At 51.6% G+C, this 19649-nt stretch carries 12 protein-coding genes; 4 read left to right on the top strand and 8 right to left on the bottom strand.

What is annotated here, in order from left to right; translation table 11 throughout:
* Positions 1 to 25: 25 nt before the first annotated feature.
* Complete coding sequence (locus ACYQ8U_RS10120; protein ID WP_459945418.1) at positions 26 to 1246, top strand: MFS transporter; 1221 nt, start codon at positions 26 to 28, stop codon at positions 1244 to 1246.
* A 77-nt stretch (positions 1247 to 1323) separates the two neighbouring features.
* The gene (gene trmFO, locus ACYQ8U_RS10115; protein WP_459945417.1) at positions 1324 to 2646 is read left to right on the top strand and encodes a methylenetetrahydrofolate--tRNA-(uracil(54)-C(5))-methyltransferase (FADH(2)-oxidizing) TrmFO; all 1323 of its coding nucleotides are present in this window, start codon (positions 1324 to 1326) and stop codon (positions 2644 to 2646) included.
* A gap of 31 nt (positions 2647 to 2677) precedes the next feature.
* On the opposite strand, the gene ACYQ8U_RS10110 is transcribed toward trmFO, so the two are convergent.
* The 8 genes from ACYQ8U_RS10110 to ACYQ8U_RS10075 form a co-directional block, all read right to left on the bottom strand.
* A complete protein-coding gene (locus ACYQ8U_RS10110; RefSeq protein ID WP_459945416.1) occupies positions 2678 to 4519 on the bottom strand; it encodes a DnaB-like helicase C-terminal domain-containing protein in 1842 nt (613 codons plus the stop codon).
* Positions 4520 to 7906, bottom strand: a complete 3387-nt coding sequence (locus tag ACYQ8U_RS10105; protein WP_459945415.1) for a cyclic nucleotide-binding domain-containing protein — start codon at positions 7904 to 7906, stop codon at positions 4520 to 4522.
* A gap of 53 nt (positions 7907 to 7959) precedes the next feature.
* A complete protein-coding gene (locus ACYQ8U_RS10100) occupies positions 7960 to 9300 on the bottom strand; it encodes a TIGR03013 family XrtA/PEP-CTERM system glycosyltransferase (RefSeq protein WP_459945414.1) in 1341 nt (446 codons plus the stop codon).
* A gap of 146 nt (positions 9301 to 9446) precedes the next feature.
* On the bottom strand, positions 9447 to 10058 hold the full coding sequence (locus ACYQ8U_RS10095; protein ID WP_459945413.1) for a Maf family protein: 612 nt from the start codon (positions 10056 to 10058) through the stop codon (positions 9447 to 9449).
* A gap of 8 nt (positions 10059 to 10066) precedes the next feature.
* Positions 10067 to 10810 carry an enoyl-[acyl-carrier-protein] reductase FabL gene (fabL, locus tag ACYQ8U_RS10090; protein WP_459945517.1) on the bottom strand — a complete coding sequence of 248 codons (744 nt, stop codon included), beginning with the start codon at positions 10808 to 10810 and terminating at the stop codon, positions 10067 to 10069.
* A 91-nt stretch (positions 10811 to 10901) separates the two neighbouring features.
* Positions 10902 to 11942, bottom strand: coding sequence for a DUF362 domain-containing protein (locus tag ACYQ8U_RS10085; RefSeq protein WP_459945412.1), 1041 nt, complete (start codon positions 11940 to 11942; stop codon positions 10902 to 10904).
* A 224-nt stretch (positions 11943 to 12166) separates the two neighbouring features.
* Positions 12167 to 13351: a phosphoglycerate dehydrogenase gene (locus ACYQ8U_RS10080; protein ID WP_459945411.1), complete on the bottom strand. Its 1185-nt coding sequence runs from the start codon at positions 13349 to 13351 to the stop codon at positions 12167 to 12169.
* A 126-nt stretch (positions 13352 to 13477) separates the two neighbouring features.
* Positions 13478 to 15193: a B12-binding domain-containing radical SAM protein gene (locus ACYQ8U_RS10075; protein WP_459945410.1), complete on the bottom strand. Its 1716-nt coding sequence runs from the start codon at positions 15191 to 15193 to the stop codon at positions 13478 to 13480.
* Positions 15194 to 15344: 151 nt separating this feature from the next.
* Between ACYQ8U_RS10075 and ACYQ8U_RS10070 the strand changes: the two genes are divergently transcribed.
* Positions 15345 to 18422 (top strand): ChaN family lipoprotein, encoded by a 3078-nt coding sequence (locus ACYQ8U_RS10070; RefSeq protein WP_459945409.1) that lies wholly within the window; start codon positions 15345 to 15347, stop codon positions 18420 to 18422.
* Between the two features lie 246 nt (positions 18423 to 18668).
* Positions 18669 to 19634, top strand: a complete 966-nt coding sequence (locus tag ACYQ8U_RS10065) for a peptidylprolyl isomerase (RefSeq protein WP_459945408.1) — start codon at positions 18669 to 18671, stop codon at positions 19632 to 19634.
* The last annotated feature ends 15 nt before the right edge of the window (positions 19635 to 19649 follow it).

Genomic DNA, 19649 nt, shown 5'->3' with positions numbered 1-19649 from the left:
TTTGCCATTTTAATGGATTGTGACCATGCAACCACTGACTATCCTCCGGGTTTTTCTCCCCTTTGCCGCCGGCTATTTTATATCGTATCTCTATCGGGTGGTCAATGCGGTGATAGCCCCCGATCTTATCGCCGACATCGGCGTCGGTCCATCCGCCCTGGGTTTGCTCACAGCCACCTATTTTATCGCCTTTGCCTCCTTTCAACTGCCACTCGGGGTCCTGCTCGACCGGTTTGGCCCGAGAAAGGTGGCAGCCGTCCTGCTTCTTTTTGCCGCGGTCGGCGCCTTTATCTTTGCCCGGGCTGAAAGCCTTGCCGGTCTTGTCGTCGGCCGCGCCTTTATCGGATTCGGCGTTTCCGCCTGCCTGATGGCCGCATTCAAGGGCTATGCCCTGTGGTTTCCGAGAGAAAAGTGGGCGATGGTCAACGGCTTTCAGATGGCCGCCGGTGGCCTTGGTGCCCTGGCTGCCACCGCCCCGGTAGAAGCAACTCTGCAGTTTACCAACTGGCGAGGGGTATTCATGGGTCTGGCCCTGTTGACCCTTTTAACGGCAGTGGCTGTTTTCTCTATTGTCCCTGAAAAAAAAATCGCCGCCGCCGGAGAAAGTCTGCACAATCAATTGCGGGGTATCCGAGAGGTATTTACCAGCAGGAAATTCTGGCGAACCGCCCCGCTCACCACCATGTCCCAAGCCGCTTTTTTAGCCATCCAGGGACTCTGGGCCGGCCCATGGCTCAGCCATGTTGCGGGCCTTGAGCGAACGGAAGTGGCGGGACTGCTTTTCTGGATCGCTGTGGCCATGATTGCCGGCTTTATCACTCTTGGCAGCATCACTGAACAGTTAAACAAGCGGGGGGTCTCTGTCGCCACCACCGCAGTAACTGGCATGACTCTTTTCATGGTCGTCCAGCTGCTGTTAATTTTTGGCCCGACCGCATGGCATGTTCCTGTCTGGCTGGCGTTTGGTTTTCTTGGAACTTCGGGTATTATCGCCTATTCCGCTCTGTCCCAGTCCTTTCCGGTACAGTTATCCGGCCGGGTTACCACCGCCGTCAATCTCCTTGTTTTCGTCGCCGCCTTCGCCGGTCAATGGGCTATCGGGGGCATCATCGATATTTTTACCAGGGACGCAACGGCCCTCTCCCCGCAAGGCTTCGCCGTCGGTTTTTTCCTGATGCTGCTTCTCGAATTTTTGGGATTCCTCTACTATGTCCTCGCCGGTCGAAAACCAATTGACGATGCCTGAGGCGTGCTTACAATGCGCCGTGACGGCCTCTACTTTTTGATATTCTTCCCGATAATCTCTTCAGCAAAACAGAACCCATGGATAAGCAGCAGACAGTTACTATCATAGGCGGTGGACTTGCCGGTTGCGAAGCGGCCTGGCAGATTGCCGAAAGAGGCGGTCAGGTTCATCTTGTCGACATGAAACCCCTGCAGTTCAGCCCGGCGCATCGATCGGATAAACTTGGTGAACTGGTCTGTTCCAATTCACTCAGGTCAAACGATCAGACGTCGGCCGTCGGCCTGCTGAAAGAAGAGATGCAGCGCTGCAACTCTCTGATTATACGAACGGCCTACGAGACCCAGGTGCCGGCCGGCAAGGCTCTGGCGGTGGATAGAGAAAGATTCTCCAGCCGGATCACCGAAATCATGGCAGCGCACCCTCTGGTCGAAATTGATCGGCGGGAGGTACGCAAAATCCCCCCACCGGGCGACGCGCCGGTCATTCTGGCCACCGGTCCCCTCACCTCCACTCCCCTTGCCGAATCGCTCGCCGAGCTTACCGGCAAAAAGCGCCTGGCCTTTTACGATGCCATAGCGCCGATAGTGGCTGCCGATTCACTGAACATGGACATTATCTACTGTAAATCACGCTACGATGACGGCCCCGGCGATTATCTGAACTGTCCGATGGACAAAGACACCTACCTGAAATTTATTGACGAACTTGGCAAAGCCGAGTGTATGCCCCTGAAAGACTTTGAGGATGTCAAATATTTTGAAGGCTGTCTGCCGGTGGAAGTCATGTGCTCACGCGGGGTCGAGACCCTGCGGTTTGGGCCGATGAAACCGGTCGGTCTGGCCGATCCCAAGACAGGAGAAGAGCCGTACGCGGTAATCCAGCTGCGCAAGGAAAATCAGGCCGGAACCACCTATAATATGGTCGGTTTTCAAACCAAGTTGACCTACCCGGAACAGGAGCGGATTTTTCGACTCATCCCCGGTATGGAGAAGGTCGAATTTGCCAGATTGGGATCGATCCATCGCAACACCTTCGTCCTCTCTCCCGAGCTGCTGCAACCAACCCTGCAATTCAAGATCAGGCCTGATCTGCTGCTGGCAGGACAGCTCTCCGGCGTTGAAGGCTATGTGGAATCGGCCGCCATGGGGCTGCTGGCAGGAATCAACGCCGCTCGCCTGATAAAAAATCAACCGCCCGTTGTGCCCCCGCGTGAGACCGCGCTTGGCTCGCTGATCTTCCACCTGACGGAGAGCGACCCAGCTCGCTTTCAACCATCGAACATCAACTTCGGCCTCTTTCCAGCCTGGGAGAAAAAAATAAGAAAGAAATTCCGGGGACAGGAACGGGCGGAAAGGGCCTTGGCCGCGCTCGAAAAATGGCAGCTGGAAAATCTCTTCTAGAAGAGACATTGCCTCTTAGTTCTTTGTCGGGTTAACCTTGGTCCGATACCGGACGCTCGGTGAAACCCCAATAGGGAAAATCCAGGTGATAGTCGGCAACGCGCCCCGGGCTATGTTCCCTGCTCGCCACCAGCGAAAGGGTGTTTGCTTTTCCGGCAGATTGATCCGGTTGACCATTTTTCAGGGCCGGGCGGTGGAGGACCATGGCGTTATCGGCACTGTATTCGATATCCCCGGATCCTTTGAACATGCCAAGATGGGGTTCTTCGAGGTAGGAGCCCCCGGCGCCCCGGGAAAGTTCCGAGATAACCAGAAAAGACACCTGCAGCTCATCACGAATAGATTCCATCTGCCGCAGCCAGGCATCTATGCCGGTGCGCCTCTCGGTAAATTCGTTAAACGGCAGTTTATGCAGACTGTCGATGACCACGACGGTGTAGTCACTTCTCGTTTCATGGCGGATAAAATCGATATGTTTGCGCATCAATTCAGGGGTTACCTTGCGATCATTGATTACCCGCCAGAAAAAAAACATTTTCTGCAGTTTTCTCTGTGCCGCCTCAAAGATTTTTTGCTGCTCTGCCGACAACCGCTGCTTCCGCAATTGGTCGGTTGACAGCCGCGCCAGGCGACTCAAGGTGCGCTGATAGATTTTTTGCCGGCCGTTTTCAAAGTCATAGTAGAGAACCGGAATCTTCCTTGAGGCCATTTCCGAGGCAATCTGGATTAAAAAGGTCGATTTACCAACCTTCGGCGCCCCGCCAATGACATTGAGTCCATGAATACCGCCAAGAGCCGTATCCAGGCGGGAAAACCCCGAGGAGAGATTGAGGTATTCCTCCCCCTGCTCTTTGGCCAGAGTGTGTAAAAAACCATGATATTCCCGCAGGGGTGAGGCAAACGGTGAGAAGGCGCGGGACGCCTTGACCATTTCTCCGACCTGTGCACCGAAGGTTTTCCCTGCATCCCTGGCCAGCTGCCAAAGAGTATATTGCCTGGGACTCTTTTCCGGCCAGGCAAGGATTCTCGCCTTGTAACCGATTTTTGACGCAAGATTTGCAGCACTCTTCTGTGATTCCAGGGTATTGGCGCAACAGATAAAGACTGTTTTCAGCTTATCAAACAGCTGGGCGGGAAGTTTTTCCAATACGTTGTAGTGCGACACGGCCACGCCTGGAAAACCGAGCTGCTTCAAGGTCAGAAGATTTTCCTCCCCCTCGCAGAGAAACAGGGCTCCATTTTCACACCGGGTCATATCCTGAACATTAAAGAGAGTAAACGGCTCTCTGCTGAATTGTTCATTTCCATGCCAGAAGAAGTCTTCCGTCTTCTCCGGATAGACACAGCGGGCGGAATAACAATTGCCGTCGTCCTGAATATAGGGGTAGACGATATAGCGACCATTGAAACCCACCTGCATTTCCACAAGGGCAGCCTGTGTAACACCACTCTGCTCAAACTGCCTGTAGACAGGCTCGCTTATCCGGTCCTGGAAGGCACGAACCTCTTCGTTGATATTTTTCACTGGAAAATCAAATTGTTGTAAAACGGCCTGCCGATCCTCGTCATAATCCGGCACCTCATTGAGCGAGATGCCGGCAAGATGGGCAAACCAGAGTGGAAATCCGCCGGGAACACAGCGATTGAGACAGCGAAAATACCCATGAAAGAAACTTTCCCGGTTTAAAAAAATGACCAGGCGACCGCTACCATAGCCATGTTGTGTGCAAAAAGGACACTCGGTAACGAATTTTTCCCGCCACTCCCCCGGCAGGTGTTTGAGATAGAACCGGGAAATCGGATCGTTCCCGGCAGCCAGTCGAAGCTCTGAAGAGTTGGATTCAGGAGGCTGGCTATATATCTTTCTGGTCATTTACTCGGTCACCGGTGATTCCTCACCCATCATGCTCACCACATCATGCAGCACCTTGCGATCGATGACCGTATCAAATTTCATATGCAGAGAATAATCGTTCTCCACGGCGTAGGTGTTTTTCACGGCCAGAATATCACCGGCAAGGGTGATACCAGCTGGTACGTTCATGCCCTTCGGCAGTTGCAGCAGCATCTTTCTTCCCAGCAGTAAACGGGCATTTTCTTTTTGCGAGATCCGCAGCAGGAAAGAAAGGCCACCTTCGGAGATATCACAAAGTTCGGCCATAAAACCGGTACCGATACTACGCCCACGATCATCGAGCAGTGTTGTTGTCGCCCTGCCGGCGATCCGGTAGCGCTTGTATTGCCGCCGATCAGTCGAGGTCCGCTTGATGAAGTCTTCGATATTTTCAAACCTTTTACAAAAAGCCTGTAATTTTGCGCCCAGACCCGGAAAGTCCTCTGCCCATTGCACCAGGGCATCCAGCTTCAAAACGGATATTTCCGCCGTTCCAACGGCGGCCACTGAAACGGTCCACACCGAGGCTTCGAAAAATGCCCCTTTCCCGAAAATCTGCCCTTTTTCCATGGTGTCAACCAGGACTTCACTGCCCTGACCCCCAAAATAGAGCTTGACCTTTCCTGAGTTGATGAAAAAGAGCGAGCTCTGCAAAGCCCCCTGATTGACGATAATCTCCTCGTTTTCATAGGTTTTATGTTTCAGGGCGTGAGAGACGGCGCTGAATTCATCCGTGGTCAGAATATCATACAAGTCGCTCCAAATCTCCAGATGGCCTTTATCAATCGCAGCAATTTTCTCCCGATCAATAATCTCGGCGGCCAGAACGATAGGACCAAGAGCCGTCGAATCGATCTCGGCAAGCCATTCCCGTAATTTCTCCGCCTGAACAAAATTACGCAGACGAGCAGCCCTTTCAATGAGTTCAAGCAGCTGTTTTCCCGCTGTTTCTTTATCCCCGCGCGCAAGATGGCTTCGGACGACCTGTTCTTGCGGTAAACCAGTGATAACCCGCTGCATTACCGCTGTCTTGCTCATTTTTGCCGCCTGTTTCAGGGCATTTTTCCGCAGCTGGCTGGCCTGGATATGCTTTTTTCGGGTTTCCTGCAGCTCGTCTTGTAAAAACTTCAAGGCCTTTTCCGCCGCGGACCAGACCTGTTCGGAAATTTTCTTCGCCGCCCGCTGCCCGCGTGTCTGGAGAAAGGCATCGACCCCCTTATGCGCCACGGGATAGGGACATCGACCGAGCGTTTCCATTAATTGCAGCAGCAGATCGTTACGGTTTTGTTCGCTGAATTGTTCATGGGAGGCGAGCAGGTCAACCAGTTTTCCGGCCACTTCGGCATCACAGGAGTTGGCCAGCGCCCCGACAATCTGAATCTTTATCGACTCGGAGGATTCTTCCAGAGCCCTTAGCAGCACTTGTTTTCTGTTTCGTCCAGCTATCTTGTAGAGTGTGAGAAAGGTCTCCCGCTGCACACGGAAATCATCATGGCGCAGGTAGGGCAGAATGTTCTCGGCATCTTTTTCTGTACCGGTCTCACCGAGCAGCTTGATCAGATTCCGTTTGCCGTACCAGGGCATATGTTCCTGCAGTCGCTCGTGAATCACCTCAGGTAGGAAATGCGGATTGCCGGTGAGAAGATCTATAATTTTTATACGATCAGGCGCATTGCCGGTATTGATAAGGGATTCAACAAGGAAACGAAGCACAACCGGCCCTTGAAGTATCAGGCGATAACTGAGCCTTTCATCTTGCGGAGCTGCAAGGCACTGGGCAAGCAATTGCGGCAAATATGCCCGACGAATTCCTTTGTCCTGCACCTTGGCCACTATGCCCTTTATTGCAGGCGAAAAGGATCCCTGACCGGAGCGAATCTGATGAAAAAGACGGAGTATTGCATCGCCACGGTCGTTTTCTCCGTCCTGCCAGCTCTTTTGCATCACCTGCTGCAAAAGGGCAAATGCCTTCTCCAGCAGGGCATCCCCATACCCACCTTTCCGAACCTCTTCCATGAGCGGTTTGAGCAGGAGATCGACGTGGCTCCATTGCCCGGCTGCAAGAAAATCCTCGCCGATAGTGATGATACTTTTCAACAGTAATTGCCGAACGTCTTCAGCCTCCGTTAGAAGAGATGCCGTCAGGCGGCGCAGAAGTATTGCCACCTCTGCCTCCCCGGTTTTTTTCTGTATTTGTCGCACCGCATGCGGCAGGTAATCAACCAGCTCCTCACTTTTTAACAGGCTGGTATTTCCCTGCAAAAAGCCTTGGATACCGGCCTCGAGGCGGCGTTTTTTCCTTTCTTTCTCACCTTCGTGAATAATAGTTCTGGCCTTTTCAGCACCAAGAAAATGTTTTCCTTTTTTGCTGTTCATCAGCAGCATCAACGCCTTACCGAGGCACTGCACCTGGGGTGAATCAGCGCCGCCGACACGTCGGGCTTTTGCCAACTGCTCTTTAAAAAACCGTATTATGCCGGCTAGCTTCTCCGTGCTTAGGAAACCAACCAGCCCATCATAGAGCGTGCTGGCAAAAGTATCAGGCCCATCAGAATATTCCTGAACCAGTAAAACCCCCAGGGCTGGTTCCTTAAGATTTCCATCCAATACCTTGGCCAGCCCCAGTGCCACTTCCGGTCGCCTGTCCTTGGCGATCAATGCCCCGGCCTTTGCCAGCATCAAGGGAAAATCCGCTGATACGACAATCATCTTTTTCTTTTGCGTATCCTGCAAAACACGCGCTGCACCGGCCGCCAGAATATCAATTGCCGTTTCCGTGGTGGCCATTTTTTTCTGCAGCTCGGATTCTATGACAGGTCTGGTATCCTTGCCAAAGAGACAGGCCACCAATTCCGGTCGCACCGCTGCCGGTTTCCGAGTCGGTGGTTCATCTGCATGGCCTTCAACGGGGGTGTTTTGGTCGGACTCTCCGCTCTCGTCGGGAAAATAACTGGCCAGACCAAGGCTGGTGATATACTCGAGCCCCCCACCCTCATTCTTGATTTTTTCAACGGAGGCGTTAAAAACCTGAAGGAGCTGGCCAAAAGCGAAGCGGTCCATCTCGGAGCTGACAACCAGCTTCGAGAGGCCAAGCAACCGCAACTGCCGATAAACAACCAGGTTTGCGAAGGAATCAACCGTTTCCTGACTCAAAGGCTGCCCGCAGAGAAACGGCATTCCGCCTTGCAGGGCGTACTGCAAGTCCCCATACTGCCGCAGATAGAGTTTCATACCTTTATACCCTCTATCCACTGCGCTGGCGACCTGCGGGGCTTCCGGGGGATACAGCCTGCTCGTGACAATGGTATTGTTGAACGACTTCAGTGCTTCAATATCTTTACCCTGCTGCTCTATCTGGTTCATCATCTGACACCGCTACAAAGAACATCTTTGACAAACTTGACCGCAACCATCCTCGCTCACCGGGAACCTTTTTTAAACAGAACTGTTTTCACTGTCTTGAAAATAACCAGCAGATCAAAACCGATTGATACATTTTTCATATAGTAGAGATCATATTCCAACTTCCTCAGCGCATCCTGCTCTGACGCGCCATACGGATAGCAGACTTGAGCCCACCCGGTTACGCCCGGTTTCATCTCATGACGAATGTTGTAATAGGGTATTTTCTGGACCAGTTGATCGACAAAAACCTGACGTTCAGGACGGGGACCGACCAGACTCATCTCTCCTCTGAGTATATTCCAGAGCTGGGGAATTTCATCTATTCTCAGGGTGCGAATCACCTCTCCTACCCGGGTTACCCGTTCATCATTTTTTTTGGCCCAAACTGCCCCGTCTTTCTCTGCATCCTGTCGCATGGAACGAAATTTTATTATTCGAAAAGGTCTGTTCTTCTGCCCGACCCTTTCCTGAAAATAGAATACCGGACCAGCCGAATCGAGTTTAATCAAGATGGCGGTTACCAGAAGAACAGGCAGGCTGACTATCAGGAAAATAAAGGAAAAGCAGAGATCAATCAGCCTTTTCACATGATATTTCCAACGACTGAGAGAAAATCCATCGGAGTAAATTATCCAACTCGGGGCAATTTTCTCCACCAGAATTTTCCCGGCAACCCGCTCATAGAAAGTCGTGCTCGGCTCAATGGTTATCCCTTGCATTTTGTAATATAAAAGGGTTTTTACCGGGGTTGCTCCCCGCCCATCATCAAGAGCGACAATGATTCGTTCAAAATCACGTCTAAAAAAGAGCTCCTCGAAATCCTCTAGCGTTGGCCGAACGGGTGCTCCATGGGGGTTATACTCCGGTTCTTCTTCTCCGACAAAGCCTTTTACCCGGTACACGGAATCCTGCACCCCCTCTATTAACCTGGCAATGTCCGATGCCAGCGCTCCGGTTCCAACCACCAGGATATTCTGCACGAACATGCGTTTCCGCAGAATGAGATAATAGGCCCCCCGCCAAAAAGAGACCGACAGACAAATTACCAGATAGCCAACCCAGAAAATCCGCGCGGATATTATCATGGACGGGACCGAATAATAGACTACTCCTAAAATGATACAGCCAACGCCGAAGGCCTGGGTCATCCGGGTAAATGTGTCCGGCAGCGATACCTCATTGCTAAGATCATAGAGATCAAAAAAATAGAGACAGAGCTGAAAGATAAGCGTAACCAGAAAGGCCCTTGCCGCATTAGGTACAAGGTCAAGAAAAAACGGGCTGGTGCCCAGCATGGCCCAGTCCACAGCCAGCAGGGATAAAAAAATAAGCCCCGCTTCGCCTAGAAAAAACACAATCGTCCTTACAGGATAATATTTATTGAAATAGGTCGGCATTATTTCAGTCTTATATTTTCTGGATTTTCAAAAAATTACAATGTCAGTATATGCTAAATCGAACTCTACACCAAAATTTTTTTAGAAAAATTTTGGTTTCACACTCAGGCGTCAAGGCAACCGGGTGAACCCGGTGCAATAACACCATTTGCCAGTAAAACCTCTATCAGCTCGTACAGCGGCAAACCAACGACATTCGAGTAGGAGCCTTCAATTGATTTGACAAGAAAAATACCTCTTCCCTGAATACCATAGGCCCCGGCTTTATCTAGGGATTCTCCCGCAGCGACATAGGCGCGAGCCACCGCTTCAGAAAAATCGGCGAAAAAGACCCTGGTCGTAACCAACCGGACAATCTGCACTCCACGGGCTCGATGACTAACACAGAAACCGGTTTTCACACAGTGTTCACGGCCGGCGAGGTTCATGAGCAAGGCAACGGCTTCACGTTCATCAGCTGGCTTGCCGAGAATTTTATCCCCGAGGCAAACGATGGTATCGCCGCTGATCACCCAATAGTCGGAAAAGTCAGCGCTTACCACGGCAGCTTTTTCCCTGGCCATTCTCAGCACAAAGTCCTGGGGACTTTCCTGGTCAAAAGGCTGCTCGTCAACAGCTGCGGTTCGAACGGTAAAGCGTATGCCCATCTCTTGAAGATACTCCCGCCTGCGGGGAGATCCGGAGGCAAGAATAATTTTATCTTGGTTATGATACATTTTTCCCACTAACCTCTGATGGCATAACCGCCATCGACGGTGATCACCTGGCCCTGAATCATCGTTGATAAATTACTGCAGAGGAACAAGGCAATATCGGCGACATCCTGTGCTGTGGTCAAACGTCCCAAAGGCGTCCGAGCCATGGCTGCGCTGAGAATTTCATCCCGATTCGGAAAATGCTTCAGTGCATCGGTATCGACGGCACCTGCACTGATGGTATTGACATTGATTCCCTGCGGACCTAATTCTACCGCCAGATGCCGGACAAGCGATTCCAGCGCCGCCTTTGATGCCCCTACCGTGGTGTAGTTTTCTATGGCTCGAACCGAGCCAAGGCTTGAGACGGCCATCACCCGACTTCCACGCCGCATCAAAGGAAGTCCTTGCTGCACCAGCGTCAATAACGCCCTGGCATTGATATCCATTGCCCAGTTCCAGTGGCGTTCCGTCAACTCCAGGGCTGGTTTTAACACACCTGAAGCGGCATTGCTTACCAGGATATCCAGGTGGGCAAATTCCTCGTCAATAGCGGCAAACATCTTCTTGACGTCTTCACTCTTCGCAACATTGGTTTTGACTAGAAGACATTTCCGGCCTAATCTTTCTACCTCTGCGGCAGTCTCTCCCGCATCCTTTCTATGGCGGACATAATTTACGATAACATCAGCGCCCTGTTCCGCCAGGCGAATGGCAATGGCCCGGCCAATTCCCCGGGACCCTCCGGTAATGAGGGCGACTTTTCCGTGCAAATCAAACATGCAGATCCTTATGCGTATTTTTAAATTATTTTCCTGGTGACCAAACAATGCGCTGTTTCTGTCCGCTCTATCCCAATCCCCTTCAGCCGGAACCGTGCAAAAGCACTCTTTTCAGTAATCCTCGTAAAAATCGAAGAGGATTGAAGCGTATGCTGTTCAAGGTGCCGGGAGGCATAAATCCTGAGCCAAAAAAATCCTGTGGCGAAAGAAGAGGAAAACAGAGATTGTTTCTATCGCTGCCGTCCATCCCTCTCGCTGCAGCAAGTCGCCAAAGAGGACTTCTGTTTCGGTTCAACTGGAGAAGATCGAGGAGAGCGGTGTCCAGAGCCACGGGGCAGCGTGCCGTGGCCAGGCAGTTGAGAGTCAGCGGGCTGCCGTCAAGTGGACCGGATCCGTGCATAACCTCTAAGCCGTCCGCCAGATGCAGTTGACAGGGAAACAGCGACAGGAGATCGAGAATGATTCCGGCAAACAGGTCGTGACCGTCGCCATGAACCATGTGCAGCATTGCCTTGTTAACCCCTTTTATGACGCCGAACATGTTTTTCACGGCCATGGTGACAAACATCTGATTATGGGCCTTAATTTTCGGCAGCCCGACAAATACATCGCAGGCCAGCGCCTCCCTGGCAACAGTAACGCAGCAACCGCCGGGCAGCTTCATCCGGACCGGGGAGACAAAATCAACCAATTTCACGTCGAGTCCCTGCAATGCCGCAGATATCCCTTGTTTTTGACAGACCTTTGCCGCACTGCCGAAGGCCGGGGAATCCCCCACCAGCACTTTAGCCCCCTGCTCAAGGAACCACAAGGCGGCTGCGGCGACAAAGCCGCCATGGGTACAGGCGAGCCGAGGGCCACCACTGCTGATAAGATTCGGCTTCAAAAGCACTTTTTTTCCGTAAAGTGAACCAAACGGACCGATATGTTTCATCGATACATCAATGTACTCGGCGAGAACAAATCTGTCATAAAAGTTGCAACGCTGCAACACCACCTTATGGGATGTGGTCTTCATGGAAAAAAGATGATGTCTGCCGATATGGTCGATGAAAATAGAAAAACCGGACCCTAGCAGGGGGGTCCGGTTTTTCCAGGAGAAAAGAGAGAAGAGATAAAGCATAAATAGTATTGCATATCATATGCCATTTCTCATCCAATCACGTTAAACCGTAAATTCAGCACATTACAAAGGTGACTGCAGCCAAATCCAGCAAAAACCATCCATCGGTGTTCAGTTTTTTATACTTTATATCAAAAAAAGCGTAGGAGCATTTCCTCTTAAGAAAAGATTACAAAGAGATAGCTCGACTAATTTTTTTAACAATCAGGTACTTACTCTTGCAATTACGGTTTAAAGGTGATTATCCGAGTGCGGATAACATCGGCGTTCTTCTCAATTTGTTCAATAACCACCGGTGGAACCGGGGATTCGACATCGATGATATTATAGCCGACCTTACCGTTGGACTGGTTCAAATAACTTGCAATGTTCACATCATTGTCACCGAAGATATTTGACACAAAGGCAATCATTCCCGGAACGTCTCGGTTAATGACAATTAATCTCGAGTGCGCTTTGTCGCTTGGCGTCGATTCGATATTCGGAAAATTGACACTGTGCGTTACATTGCCGTATTTCAAATAGTTGGAGATCTCTTTCACCGCCATGGTCGAGCAATTTTCTTCTGATTCCGAGGTGGATGCGCCCAGGTGAGGTGTTGTCAGTACCTTTTCGTGTTTGACCAGGGCCGGACTGGGAAAATCACAAAGATACGCTTCGAGAAAGCCGCTGTCAAGCGCATCGATAACTGCCTGTTCATCGACAATTGGTCCCCTGGAATAATTTACCAGTACCGCCTCTTTTTTCATTCTGGCGATAAATTCGGCATCGACCAGATTACGTGTCCGGTCGAGCAAGGGCAGGTGCAGACTGACCACGTCGGCATTGCCGACGGCGTCGCCCAGATTGCGACAGATTCGAACCTCCGGGGACAGTTGGTGGATATTTGCCAAAGACGGGGCAGGGTCAAAGCCGTTAACCTTCATATGTCTGAACACTCCACCATTGGCCAGCCGCACGCCGATCTGACCGAGCCCGACAACGCCCAGGGTCTTCCCTGCAATTTCTTCTCCCTTATAGGCAGCCTTGCGTGCCTCAACCTCTTTATTAACCTTATCAGGTTCTAAGGTGGCAAGGGACTTACAAAATTCGATCCCGCGATATATATTTCGCTTCCACACGCCGACCATCGGAAACACCAGGTCGACAACCGCATTGGCGTTGGCGCCCGGGGTATTAAAAACACAGATACCTCTTTCCGTCGCCCGATCAACATTGATATTGTTAGTGCCCGCCCCGGCCCGGGCAACGGCGAGAAGTGTTGGATAATCGTCAACATTGAGGGGCGAACTGCGCAGGACAATGGCATCCGGAGTTTCTTCCTCTGCGGAAACTGTAAATTTCTCGCCGAACAGCTTCAAACCCAGTTTGGAAATATTGTTTATTTTCTTAATCTTATACACCGGCATGCGACACTCCTTTTTTCTGATTGAGAGTTTTGTTCGTTTTCAGCATTGGTTACAAGGCCAAACAGTTGCTCACTATATAACGACTCGACCGAAGGTCAACTTTTTTCCAGTATTTCTTTATTTATCCTACAAGATCATGACATTGCAAAACAAATGCAATGAATTCTCACGCTCCTGCAGAATACACAGACAGGGCCGGGCACAATTTGTCGATAGCCCAATTTCCGTTAGCGCTCCCTGCGAAATTCGTAAAAAATAGGATTTTCGGAAGAAATGGTTACGTGTATTTTTTTGGTAGACACCGGCCATTTCCGGCGGCAAGGTCTGATACAGGACGGACCTTGTCTCTTCCGGCTGTTCTATATTACTGTCAACCTGCAGACAAGGGGGAAGAAAACGAAAGCCGCAGCGAAGCCAGTCATATCGGAGAAGCTCAAGGATCAGCTGCCGGTCCTCTCGTTTGGAGGCCAGCTCAACCAGTTTCGTGCACATCAGCTCCTGGGTCGCCGCCAACTGAAAAAAACCGTCGGCACGGCAGCGTGAGAGCAGCTCATGAAAAAAAACAAAAATATCTTCCTTTCGTCTGCGCAAGTATCGCCAAAGAGAAACAAAATAGCGGTTATTATGAAATTTTTCCACACCTTCGGAAAACCAATATAAATCCCCGAGGGTCGGGTGATCCATCCATCTCGTTTGCAGGACAGCATAGGGCGGCTCGTTGCAGTGCACATAGCCGAATTCATCGGCTCCTTGACAGATGGGCGTATCCGGCAGTATTTTCAACAGCCCCATCTGGATATAGTGGGCGCCCATGGCGAAAACATCCCGAAACGATTGGGCGAAGCTGACAGCAGTTTCATGGGGCAGACCAAGGATAAGATCAACATGGAGATGTATGGTGCCGAGACTGACCAGCCGGGCAATGCTCCGGTGTGCTTCGACCGGATCCACCCGCCTGTTGACCGCCAGCAACGTCTGTTCATTGGTTGACTGGATACCAAGTTCAAACTGAAAACGCCCAGGTGCCAGCGTCGCAAGAAAATCGCACATCTCCTCGGTAAACCGATCGGGGGCCATCTCGAAATGAAAGAGTGTCTCCCCGCCCTCGGCCGCGAGAAACCTCCATATGGCCAGGGCCCGGTCAGACATATCATTAAAGGTCCGATCAATGAAGCGGACCACCTTGGGCCGGTGGCTGAGTATATCGCGTAATTCCTCTTGTACCGTGTCAAGTTCCTTGTGATACAACCCTTTTTCCGCCGCCGACAGACAGTAGGTGCAGCTGAACGGGCAGCCCCGGCTGCTTTCGTAATAAATATGCCGATTTTGCAGATGTCCGGAAAAATCCTCCGATCGATAGGGATAGTCAAAACCTCGGTTCTTCATGGCAAAAAATGAGCCACGGTAGCGGGACCGCAGGCACCCCGCCTGCAGGTCGGGATAAAATTCCGGTTCGACTGCTTCAATCTCACCCAGCACCACGGTACAGATATCCTCGCCTTTGTTCTCTGCGCAATTGAGCCGATCCCCCAGTACCGAGGCCTGCGGCCCGCCGATGACCACCCGGCAGTCAGGGAGGCAGAGACGCAGGTCACCGGTCAATTTCTCGATCAGACTGCTGTTCCAGATTGCCGCTGAAAAAAAGATGGCGTTGGGACGCTCCTCACTCAGGCGAAGCAGCATCTCGTAGTAATTGTCATTGATGGTAAACTGCAGCAACTGGCAGTCGATATCAGGACAATTTTTCAAGAGCTCATTGCGGACATAAAAAAGCGCCAGACACGAATGGGTAAACCTGGCGTTGAGACCGACTATTTTTATCTGTTTTTTGTTGCTGTTCACCGGTAACACCTTGTAACCACAATAAAGTTGGAATTATTTTTAGCACGATCGGACTTTTGACATTACTCTATACCGGACCGGAAGGGAAAAATGGCCACCGGGGCATGCACCCCGGTAAGTAAGCACATTCATTTATCATGGAATAGGTCACATGACATATATTTTTGATCACCTACCGACCGCTATCACCATTGTCGTTGTTGTTTTCTGCAGTTATTTTGCTTTACCATCTCTGGCAGCGGCAGTGCAAAACAGCAACTACGAGCTGTCCCTGTCCTTCGTCCCTGAAGAGGGCCGGCTGATCGGTACCAGCAAGATTACCATTAAAAAAGGTGAAAAACTTACCCTTTCATTATACGGCCTCGAGGTAACCGGCTCCCTGCTCCAGGATGAAAACGGCAGGGAACATGAACTCCTGCCGCCCGGTGATGTGCTCATTCTTCCCGCGGCAGAGACGAGACGCACCCTCTACCTTTCGTATACCCGAAGCATCGACAAAGATTTTGACAACCTGATCAGCCCTAACGGGATTTCCCTGTCCAGCAACTGGTACCCGCTGCCGCAACAGCCGATGCGATTCCAGGTTACCGCCATCCTGCCCGATCATTTTTCCGCAGTCATGGAGGCCGACAGCTTTCCACTGCAACAACAGGGCAACACAGTCTCGGCAACTTTTTCCAAACCGGTCACCAACATCCACTTTAATGCCGGCCCATACTCCATGAAAAAACAGCGCGTCCGTGAAGGTCTGGTGGTCTATACAATGTTTTTTAAAGAAGACGCCGAACTTGCCGACGGTTACCTCCAGGCAGCGGCAGACTTTCTCAGACGTTATGAAAAAGAGATCGGCTCCTATCCCTATAACCACTATGTTATCGTCGCCAACCGACTTCCCACCGGCTACGGCATGCCGACTTTTACCCTTCTCGGCCAGATGGTCCTGCGCCTCCCCTTCATCAAGGAAACCTCCCTTGGCCACGAAATCGTCCATTCCTGGTTCGGTAATGGTGTAGAGGTCGACTCGTCGGAGGGCAACTGGTGTGAAGGTCTGACCGCCTTTCTCGCCGACCATGCCTTTCGCGAGGAGAAAGGTGAAGGGGTTGCCGATCGCCTGGAGAGTATTACCAGATACCTCAGCTATGTGCACAAGGAATCCGCCATTCCCCTGGCCGCTTTCACCTCTGCAAGCCATAACCAGCCGATGGCTGAAGCACGGCGAGCAGTGGGCTATAACCGGGGAGCATTGCTCTTTTACGAATTACGCGAGAAGATCGGCAAAAAGGCCTTTGCTGACGGCATACGCCTTTTTTATGCCGATTATAACGGCAAACAGGCCGACTGGAGCGACCTGCAAAAGAGTTTTACCATCACTTCAGGAGGTGACCTGGACAGTTTTTTCACCGAAAGGCTGACCAGAAGCGAGATTGCCGAACTCGGTGTCGAAGAGATCAAAATCGATCACGCCCGGAATAGCCCCATTCTCTCTTTTACCCTGGTCCAGCAATCGGCGGAGCCCTTTTCGCTGGTCGTGCCGATCCGCATTGAAACGATGTCATCGACCATTGAGGTAAACAAGGCGATTACCGAGAAAAAAAACCATATATCCATTCCTCTTGACCAGGTACCTCTGGCATTTACTGTTGATCCCGATCATGCCTTTCTCAGGCAGCTCACTGTAAAAGAGCTGCCCCCCGTCTGGTCGAGGTTCATGGGCGCGGAAAAAAAGCTGGTCATCCTTGGCAAGGAGAGTGACCGGGACCTTTATCAACCATTTCTCGATACGCTGGATGAAAAAGGGCTGCGCATTACCACCGCCGCAGAAGTCAGCAACCTGGAACTGAGTGAACATGATCTGCTCTTTCTTGGCCCCGACCAGGCGCCGGCCAGAGGGCTTTTCGGCCGGGCGGATCATGCAGAAGAAGGCTTCACTGTCGATGTACGTCGTCATCCCCTGAACCCCAATCATGTGGCCGTTCTGGTTTCCAGCAGTGCAAAAGAGCAGACTGCAGCTCTTGCCCGTCGCATCGGCCATTATGGCAAATACTCCTACCTGACCTTCAAAAATGGGCGGAACGTGACCAAAAGGATTGAACCGACGTCTTCCGGACTCCGGTTTGTCCTGGAGGAGCTGCCTGCCGGTGGCGCGACCTCCGCTCTGGCGCCTTTTGCACGGATCGTCGAAAAGCTTGCCGCCGCCCGGGTGGTCTATGTCGGTGAGACCCACACCTCCCTTGCCGACCATCTGCTGCAGCTGCGGATTATCGAGGCCCTGCACAGAAAAAACCCAAAAATTGCCATCGGCATGGAGATGTTTCCCGCCTCCTCCCAGGCGGCGCTTGACAAATATACCTTAAGCGGCGAAGAGGTTGATGAACGCACCTTTTTAAAAGAATCCGATTACTATAATGTCTGGCGATTTGATTACCGTTACTTCCGGGACATAATCAATTTTGCCAGGAAAAACAGGTTGCCGGTCATCGGCCTCAATCTTGACCGCCAGATTGTCTCCGAGGTCTTTCGCTCAGGCGGCACCGACACTTTGTCTCAAGAGGTGCAAGAAGACCTGCCCAGGGACCGAAATCTCGATATGCCCGGCTACGGCGAGCGACTCTCCTTTATGCATTCGGTACATATGCAGGGCAGTCACGGCAGCGGCGCGGTAAGCGGCTTTATCCAGGCCCAGGGACTATGGGACGAGACCATGGCGGAAAATATCGTCGCCTTTCTCACCAGCCATCCGGAGTATCAGATGGTGGTCCTGGCAGGCTCGCAGCATACCCGCAAGGACTCGGGCATACCGCCTCGAGTGCTGCGCAGACTGCCGGTAGAGCAGGCCTCGGTGTTGAATATCATTAACGAGAGTGCTCCCACCGACCTGGCGGCGGTGGCGGATTATTATTTTCTGGCAGCTCCCGCGGAACTTGCCGAAGCGCCAAAGATCGGTATCGTCCTTGATACAGAGAAAGCTGATGGCCGAAGCTTTTTGAAAATCAGCCGGCTCAGCCCCCACGGCAAGGCGGCGGCCGCGGGACTGCTGGCAGGTGATGTGCTGCAGCAGGTCAATGGATATCCTGTGTCCGACATGGCTGACCTGCGCATTGCCATGCTTGACGCCAAGGCGGGTGAAACCGTAGACATCAAGGTGGTCAGGAGCAAAGGCGACGAGGGCGTGGAACTTCTTTACAAAGTCGAACTGACTCTCCCCCCGGCCCCGCTGCCGCAGCCGTAAGAGAGAGTCGCATCGCAACCGAAACAAACATTGAAGAATCAGTGTCATTCGTGGCTGTAATCCGCTATAGTAGCAACCGACAATCTGCTGGTGCTCTTTGGTCTTACTGGAGTGTCGAGCTGGAAATACCATCAAATTACGGATATTTTTTACCTGAAAACCTTTGCAAAAGGACAATCTATGTATAGAATCTGCACTCTGTTGGTATTTATTTTTACTTTTATACTTTTATCTGGAGAATCAGGAATGGCAAAAACAAAACTCAAAGATGGCCTGTACGCAAATTTCGACACCGCCAAGGGAGAAATACTCTGCAAGCTTGAATTTGAAAAAACCCCGCTTACCGTAACCAACTTTGTTGGTCTGGCCGAAGGAACGAAAGATCTCGGTGGCGGCGCCAAGGCTAAAGGTGACAAATTTTACGATGGGCTTAAATTCCATCGTGTCATCCCCAACTTCATGATCCAGGGCGGCTGTCCATTGGGCACAGGTACCGGCGGACCGGGCTATACCTTCCCCGACGAGATTGATCCGAGCCTGACCCATTCCGGCCCGGGAATTCTCTCCATGGCCAACGCCGGACCCGGAACAAACGGCAGCCAGTTTTTTATCACCCACGTGGCCACCCCATGGCTTGACGGCAAGCACACAGTCTTTGGCCATGTTGTCTCGGGCCAGGACGTAGTCGATAAAATTGCCGGCAATGACCTCCTTCATTCCATTGAGATTATCCGCGTCGGTGCCGCCGCTGAAGCCTTTCAAAGCGACCAGAAGGCCTTTGATGCCCTTCTGGCAAATTTCGAAAAGAACCAGCGGGACAAAGAACTCGCGGCACTGGAAAAAGAACAGGCTCTGATTGATGAACAATGGCCGAAAGCCGTGACTACCCCCTCCGGGCTCAAATATGTCGTTGTTGAAGAAGGCAAGGGAGAAAGCCCGAAAAAAGGTGCAATGGTCACTGTGCATTACACCGGCAAACTGCTGAATGGCAAAAAGTTCGACAGTTCCTATGATCGTAAGCAGCCGATTGATTTTCCGGTGGGCGCCGGCCAGGTGATCAAAGGCTGGGATGAAGCCCTGCTCGGCATGAAGAAGGGTGAGAAGCGTGTTCTGATAATTCCCCCTAGTCTCGGCTATGGTCCGTCTGGTCGTGGTCCGATTCCGCCCAATGCAATCATGGTTTTCGATGTTGAACTGGTGAATTTCCAGTAAAGTCTCAGGGTGGAG

This window comes from Desulfocastanea catecholica (assembly GCF_054657295.1).
The sequence above is the reverse complement of the archived record's forward strand: the minus strand, read 5'-3'. Positions and strand labels throughout refer to the sequence as shown.